This is a genomic window from Neopoerus faecalis (genome assembly GCF_029218125.1).
In the GTDB taxonomy this organism is placed as follows: domain Bacteria; phylum Bacillota; class Clostridia; order Oscillospirales; family Oscillospiraceae; genus Oscillibacter; species Oscillibacter faecalis_A.
Window position 1 is genome coordinate 1 of the sequence record NZ_JARFXX010000020.1, and the last position, 6,654, is coordinate 6,654.

7 protein-coding genes and 1 riboswitch are annotated in these 6,654 nt (G+C 57.6%); all 7 genes read right to left on the minus strand.

Annotated features, from left to right (window positions below):
• Window positions 1-403: N-terminal phage integrase SAM-like domain-containing protein (locus tag PY311_RS12440; RefSeq protein WP_286149022.1), on the minus strand; the 403-nt coding region annotated here is incomplete at its 3' end.
• Window positions 404-1,659: 1,256 nt separating this feature from the next.
• Window positions 1,660-2,070 (minus strand): winged helix-turn-helix domain-containing protein, encoded by a 411-nt coding sequence (locus tag PY311_RS12445; protein ID WP_286149023.1) that lies wholly within the window; start codon window positions 2,068-2,070, stop codon window positions 1,660-1,662.
• Between the two features lie 14 nt (window positions 2,071-2,084).
• On the minus strand, window positions 2,085-2,555 hold the full coding sequence (gene ribH / locus PY311_RS12450) for a 6,7-dimethyl-8-ribityllumazine synthase (protein ID WP_286149024.1): 471 nt from the start codon (window positions 2,553-2,555) through the stop codon (window positions 2,085-2,087).
• Window positions 2,556-2,576: 21 nt separating this feature from the next.
• Window positions 2,577-3,773 (minus strand): bifunctional 3,4-dihydroxy-2-butanone-4-phosphate synthase/GTP cyclohydrolase II, encoded by a 1,197-nt coding sequence (locus PY311_RS12455; RefSeq protein WP_286149025.1) that lies wholly within the window; start codon window positions 3,771-3,773, stop codon window positions 2,577-2,579.
• A 15-nt stretch (window positions 3,774-3,788) separates the two neighbouring features.
• Entirely contained in the window at window positions 3,789-4,448 is a 660-nt protein-coding gene (locus PY311_RS12460) for a riboflavin synthase (RefSeq protein WP_286149026.1), read from the minus strand.
• The gene (gene ribD / locus PY311_RS12465; protein WP_286149027.1) at window positions 4,430-5,536 is read right to left on the minus strand and encodes a bifunctional diaminohydroxyphosphoribosylaminopyrimidine deaminase/5-amino-6-(5-phosphoribosylamino)uracil reductase RibD; all 1,107 of its coding nucleotides are present in this window, start codon (window positions 5,534-5,536) and stop codon (window positions 4,430-4,432) included. Before ribD ends, PY311_RS12460 begins: the two co-directional genes overlap by 19 nt.
• A gap of 318 nt (window positions 5,537-5,854) precedes the next feature.
• Window positions 5,855-5,969, minus strand: a riboswitch (FMN riboswitch).
• A 500-nt stretch (window positions 5,970-6,469) separates the two neighbouring features.
• A partial coding sequence (locus tag PY311_RS12470) for a tyrosine-type recombinase/integrase (RefSeq protein ID WP_286149028.1) occupies window positions 6,470-6,654 on the minus strand: 185 nt, incomplete at its 5' end.

Genomic DNA, 6,654 nt, shown 5'->3' on the forward strand with positions numbered 1-6,654 from the left:
GAACTCGTCCGGTTTTCTGGAGATTGTTGTAGAACCGCTGGATCTGAATGGTGGTCAGCTTGTCCAAGGAAATATTTCCAATTCCGGGGATGATGTGGTTCTCGATGTAGTTGGTGTAGTAGGCTTTCGTGTTGGGCCGGATGCGGGGCTCGGCGTAGACCTCGTACCACGTTTTCACCCATGACGCTACGGTGTATGTCCCAGCTTTGGATACGTCCAGCCGCTGACTTTCACTGATCGCGGTCTTGAGTTTCTCCTTGACTTCGGCCTGCGTTTTACCCAGCACGTTCTTGATGATGCGCTTTCCGCTCTCCGGGTCATAGCCTGCGGTGTAACGGCCTTCCCATCGGCCGTCCTTTCGTTTTCGGATATTGCCTTCTCCGTTTGCTCGTCGCTTTGGCATAAAATCAACCCCTTTCGGCAACGAACAATACCGTAACCAAGAGGGAAAAGCTATCCAAAGACGGAACAGTTATCAGAAAGTTATCATTTGCCCCATCGGAGTTGCACCGCCCAATCTTTGTCTATTGCGGCGCAAATCTTGCGCTGCCGGGGACATTCTCTTTAGTTACAGCGGTGCGATTTTCGAACGGCCAAGAAGCCTTTCCATTGACTACAGCGGCGCAAAATATACACATTTTCCCCCGAAAATCGCCGCTATGCAGAAGTCACTTTTTTGAGTGGTTGAAAACTGCGATTTCCTCAAACGCCTGCGGAACGTCCACCTTGAAAAGTCCGCCGCCACGGGCTTTTTCTGTGCCTGACGTTCACCTATGACGGCGAAAGTGCCTCTCAAGGTGCACCTTAGACTGCGGTTTCAAAACCCCGGAAAGCCCCGCACTGCGGGGCTTTGTGGGCGGGCTGCGGGCGCTTGCGACTGCGGCCCTTTATCTGTACTAAAATCGAACGGCCTTCGCCGCCAGAAAATCCGGCTTAAAAAGTTCGGCTTTTCGTCCAAAAGCGTTCCCGCAAATATCGCCAAAAAGTTACCGTCACAACGCTGTTTCAAACCGCTTTTCATCGCATCTTTCAACTTCCCTCACAAACGCCCCACGCTTGCTTTCATAGGCGAAAGTGGGTAACACACTCGGCTTTCGGAGAAAGATCGCACACGAGGGCACACACGGCGAAACAGGGGCCTTCCCTCCCTCGTCCACAGCGTGGTCTTGTGCTGCCGGCGATATCCCTTTTATTCCGCCATGCTTTTATATACATACATTTCCCGGTTCTCTGTGAACCCTCAACACCAGCAGAAGAGAATAATCCGGCAAAGCTGCCGCCATAAATTTTATCCCCAACCGTTTTTCAACTTCTCGTACAAATGGCCCATATTCGCTTTCACGGGTGAAAGTGGGTACACACTCGGCTTTCGGAGAAGGATTGCACACAGCGGCTCACACGGCGAAACAGGGGGCGTTTCGGATGGAGGCGCTATTACTACCCTCAGCACGAACTGCACGTTCACAAACATCCCCGGGCCGGGTATCAGAACGGCAAACTTTGCCGCTTTTGGGTCTTGGCCGGGTGTGCTCCCAAAGAACGCAGAGAGCCTGCGGGACAGCGATGCGCTTATGCGCGTCGCTGTCCCGCAGGCGTCGCGGCCCCGCTGGGCTGTGCAACGCTGCCGCCGTTACTTCGATTTGTTTTCAAGGGGACACTTCAGGCGGTAGCGGAGACCGCCGAGAACACGTACCCGCCCCGGACCGTGCGGATATAGGTCTGGCTGCCGCCCATCTTCCGACGGAGATTGGAGACGGTATTCGCCACGACCTTCAGGGTGTCCGAGCTGTCCCGGCCCCACACGGCGGAAAACAGATCCTCCTTGGAAAGCGTGACTCCCGGATTGCTGGCGAGAAGCAGCAGCATATTGAACTCGATCCGGGTCAACGCCAGCGCGGTTCCGTTTTGAAACGCCTGCTGGGAACGCCCGTCAATGGTCAGTTCCGGAAAGGTGAGCGTGTGCCGGGAGCTGAGGGAGACCCGCTCTGCGGCGATGTCCTCCCGCCGCAGCAGGGCCAGGATCTTTTCCTCCAGCTCCCTCTCTGCCCCATTTGCTTGAATGATGATCATGGTGTGCCTGTGTGTTACTCCGCGTCCAGCTCGTGGAGCAGGTTGACCATCTCGATAGCGCTGACCGCACAATCATAGCCTTTGTTGCCTGCCTTGGTGCCAGCCCGTTCGATGGCCTGCTCGATATTCTCCGTGGTCAGAACGCCAAAGAGAACGGGTACGCCGCTTTCCAGAGACACGGCGGCGATCCCCTTGGAGACCTCGTTGCAGACGTAGTCATAGTGGCTGGTGGAACCGCGGATCACCGCGCCGAGGCAGATGACGGCGTCATACCTGCCGCTCTTTGCCATCTTGGACGCCACCAGCGGGATCTCAAAGGCTCCGGGAACCCACGCCACATGAACGTCATCCTCCCGAACCTCGTGGCGCAGCAGGCCGTCCAGTGCGCCGCTGAGGAGCTTGGAGGTAATGAATTCGTTGAACCGGGCGGCTACGATGCCCACCTTGATGCTTTTGGAGACCAGCTTTCCCTCGAAGGTTTTCATAACTAAGTACCTCTTTCTTTGTTAATATTCCAAAATGTGTCCCATTCGTGCCTGCTTGGTTTTCAGGTAGAACAAATCATGTGCCGTTGCCGCCATCTGGATCGGAACCCGTTCGGAGATTTCCAGGCCGAACTCGGAGAGCTGATACACCTTGTCCGGATTGTTGGTCAACAGGCGCAGGCTCTTGACGCCAAGCTCCCGCAGGATCTGCGCGCCGAGGAAATACTCCCGCTCGTCTCCGTGGAAGCCCAGAGCCAGATTGGCCTCCAGCGTGTCCATGCCCTGCTCCTGCAATTCATAGGCCCGCAGCTTGTTGATGAGGCCGATGCCCCGGCCCTCCTGCCGCATATAGAGCAGGATGCCCCGGCCCTCGTTTTCAATCTGGGTCATGGCGGCAGCCAACTGCTGTCCGCAGTCACAGCGGAGAGAGCCGAAGGTATCACCGGTCAGGCACTCGGAATGTACCCGGCAGAGAACGTCCTTCCCGTCGCCGATGTCGCCCTTCACCAACGCGACGTGGTGCTCGCCGTTTAGGCGGCTCACAAAGCCGTAGGCTTTGAAATCTCCGTATTTCGTGGGCATATTTACCGCCGTGACCTGATCCACCAGCTTTTCGTGGCACTTGCGGTACGCCTGCAGGTCCCGGATGGTGATGAACTTGATGCCGAACCGCTCCGCCAGCGTCATCAGCTCGGCGGTGCGCATCATGGTGCCGTCCTCCCGCATGATCTCACAGCACAGGCCGCATTCCTTCAGCCCCGCCAGACGGCACAGGTCAACGGTGGCCTCCGTATGGCCCTCCCGCTCCAACACGCCGTTTTTCTTCGCCAGCAGCGGGAACATGTGGCCCGGTCTGCGGAAATCCTCCGCCTTCGCGCCCTCCTCCACGCAGGCCATCGCCGTCACGGAGCGTTCGGCGGCGGAGATGCCCGTGGTGGTGGAAATGTGGTCGATGGACACCGTGAAGGCCGTTTCGTGGTTATCGGTGTTGTTCTGCACCATCTGGGGGAATTGCAGCTTGCGGACAAAGGCCTCCGACATGGGCATACAGATCAGGCCCTTGCCGTGGGTGGCCATGAAGTTGATGTTCTCCGTGGTGGCAAACTCGGCGGCGCAGATGAAATCGCCTTCGTTTTCACGGTCGGGGTCGTCTGTGACCAGAATGATCTTCCCCTGTCTCAGATCCTCCAGTGCTTCGGGAATGGTATTGAAATTCATGGTAACATCTCCTTGTTAAAAGCCGCAGCGCAGCAGCATTTCTTTTGTGAGGGTACTTTCGTTTGCGGGGGTATGCGGTTTCGTTTCTTCCGGACGCAGCAACTTTTCGATGTACTTGCCCACCACGTCGGTCTCCAAATTCACCGGGTCGCCCCGGCGCCGCTGGCTCAGATTGGTCTGGGCCACCGTATGAGGGATGGTGGACACGGAAAAGCCCTCGCCGTCCACGGCGGCCACCGTCAGGCTGATGCCGTCGATGGCAATGGAGCCCTTTTCCACCACATAGCGCAATATCTCCGGCCCCGCGTGGACGGTGTACCAAACGGCGGTATCGTCCCGGCGGATGTTGGCAATGTGTCCCACGCCGTCCACATGGCCCGCCACGATATGTCCGCCGAAGCGGCCGTTGGCAGGCATGGCCCGTTCCAGATTGACTATGCTTCCCGCCGAAAGTCCCGCAAGGGACGAGCGGTTCAGCGTCTCGTGCATCACGTCCGCCGAAAAGCCATCAGGAAAAAGCCGCGTCACCGTCAGGCAGATGCCGTTCACGGCGATGCTGTCTCCGATTCGAGTCTCCTCTAAAACGGTTTTCGCCTGGATCGTCAGGGCGGCGGAGTGCTGCCCGCGCTTGATATTCTTGATGGCCCCAACTTCTTCTACGATTCCTGTGAACACGGATATTCCACCTCGCTTTCTATCAGAAGATCCTCGTCCAGCCATTCCAGCCGGCTGTTTTTTAAGCGGAAGGCGTCGTCCGGGGCGGGGACGCCCACGCCCTCCACGGGTGTTTTCGCGTCCCTTCCGCCGAACAGCTTCGGAGCCATATACGCCTGCACCTGCTGCACGATGCCGCATTCCAGCGCGGCCCAGTTCAGCGTTCCGCCGCCTTCCAGCAAAATGCTGTCGATCTGCTCCCGCCCCAGATGTTCCATGAGCTGCCGGAGATCCACATGGCCGTTTTCTTCATTCAGACAGAGCACTTGGCACCCGGCTTTCCGGTAAACCGCCTGTCTTTCCGGGGCGGCGCAGCAGGTAGCGAGGATGGTCGGAATTTGGTCTGCGGTGGCGACCACCTGCGCCTGCGGCGGCGTCCGCAGATGGGTGTCGCAGATGATGCGAACGGGGTTTCGCCCATTCTCCATGCGGCAGGTCAGGAGAGGATCGTCCGTCAATACCGTACCTACGCCCACCATGATGCCCCGGAACCGGTGGCGCTGCTGCTGAACATGGCACCGGGCCGTCTCGCCCGTGATCCACTTGGACGCGCCTGTGTAGGCCGCGATCTTGCCGTCCATCGTCATGGCGTATTTCATGGAAACGAAGGGCCGCCCGGTGGTGATGTAGTGGAAGAAGATTCTGTTCAGCGCGTCACATTCCTCCCGCAGAACGTTTTCCGTCACCTCCACGCCGCGAGAGCGCAGGATCGCCACGCCCTTTCCCGCCACCAGCGGATTTGGGTCGGCGGAGCCGATCACCACCCGGCGGATGCCGGATGCCAGGATCGCATCCACGCAGGGCGGCTGCTTTCCGTGGTGACAGCAGGGCTCCAGTGTCACATACATGGTGGCTCCGGCGGGGTCGGCGGTGCAGGCTGCCAGCGCATTCCGCTCCGCGTGTGGCTCCCCGTACCGCTCATGCCAGCCCTGTCCGATAACTGCGCCGTCCTTTACGATCACGGCGCCCACCATGGGATTGGGCGCCGTCCAGCCCCGGCCCCGCTCCGCCAGCGCCAAGGCCAGACGCATATATTCCACATCGTTCATATCGTTACCTCCAAAAGAAAAAGCCCTGAACGAACCGTTCAGGGCAAGACGGAAAGACACACGTGAGGCTGTCGATAAAGCGGTAAATTCTCCGCAACGGTAAGGAAGGGTGTGCGCGGGAAACCCAAGAGGGGTGTCCCGTGCCATTAAAATCCTAAGTTTTCAGAACTTTTATAAAGTTCTGAAAACTTGCTCACCGGGGAGATAAGACTTTTTTGACACGCTGACACAAGTATCCTTGTGTAAAAGCAAAGCTCCGGAATGTAAACACACCCCAGAGCAACTTCCATAGACGCAAAGCAGTCCCCTGCGTTGCGTTGTCATCTTCTTTCATCCAGACTGTACTGTCGGCTTCGGAGTTTCACCGAATCATGCCTTGCGGCTCGTGGGCTGTACCACCGGTAGGGAATCGCACCCTGCCCTGAAGATTTTCTATTCAATTACGATGGAAGTATAGCACGGCGACAGGTGGATTGCAAGACCATTTTGCAAACCGGGACAAAACCGGGACGGTCAGACTTTCTGGGCGGGAGGTTCTCATGTTGGGATGGCTGGTATGTCTTGGCGAACGGAAATTTCCGATTGACCCACGTCTTGACCCACGAGCAGAAAAAACGGGGCGGAAACAGTGGAACGGAGAGTATCTGCGGGTGCGGAAATCCTGCGGCAAAACCGCCAAAGTCTTCTGAAACAGTGTACAAGGCGTCCCTATCGAATCTTCACACGCATGAGGCCACTGGTTCGAGTCCAGTAGTCTCCACCAAAAATCACCGGAATCGCTTGATTCCGGCGATTTTCTTCTATAATCTGCAACTTTTTACGGCACTTAATTTTTGGCGTTTCTTTAAGACTCACACGCCGACCCACACGGGGAAAGGGCCGGAAAGCACCGGACAGGGCCAGACAGGAAAAATCCTGTCTGGCCCTGTTTTTTTACCGCATCTGCTGGCTGATGACCCCGCCGATGGCGTCCGCCGCGTCCTGTTTCATCTGCGCCGTGGCGTGGGTGTAGGTGTTCAGCGTGAAACCAGCAGAGTAGTGGCCCAGCGCGCCGGACAGCGTTTTCACGTCCACCCCGCTTTTCAGCGACAGCGTTGCGAAGGTATGTCTGAGGTCGT

Bases quoted from the DNA above. Each gene is read 5' to 3' on its own strand.
- PY311_RS12445 (WP_286149023.1), bottom strand. From the start codon at position 2,070: ATGATCATCATTCAAGCAAATGGGGCAGAGAGGGAGCTGGAGGAAAAG.
- ribH (WP_286149024.1), bottom strand. From the start codon at position 2,555: ATGAAAACCTTCGAGGGAAAGCTGGTCTCCAAAAGCATCAAGGTGGGC.
- PY311_RS12455 (WP_286149025.1), bottom strand. From the start codon at position 3,773: ATGAATTTCAATACCATTCCCGAAGCACTGGAGGATCTGAGACAGGGG.
- ribD (WP_286149027.1), bottom strand. From the start codon at position 5,536: ATGAACGATGTGGAATATATGCGTCTGGCCTTGGCGCTGGCGGAGCGG.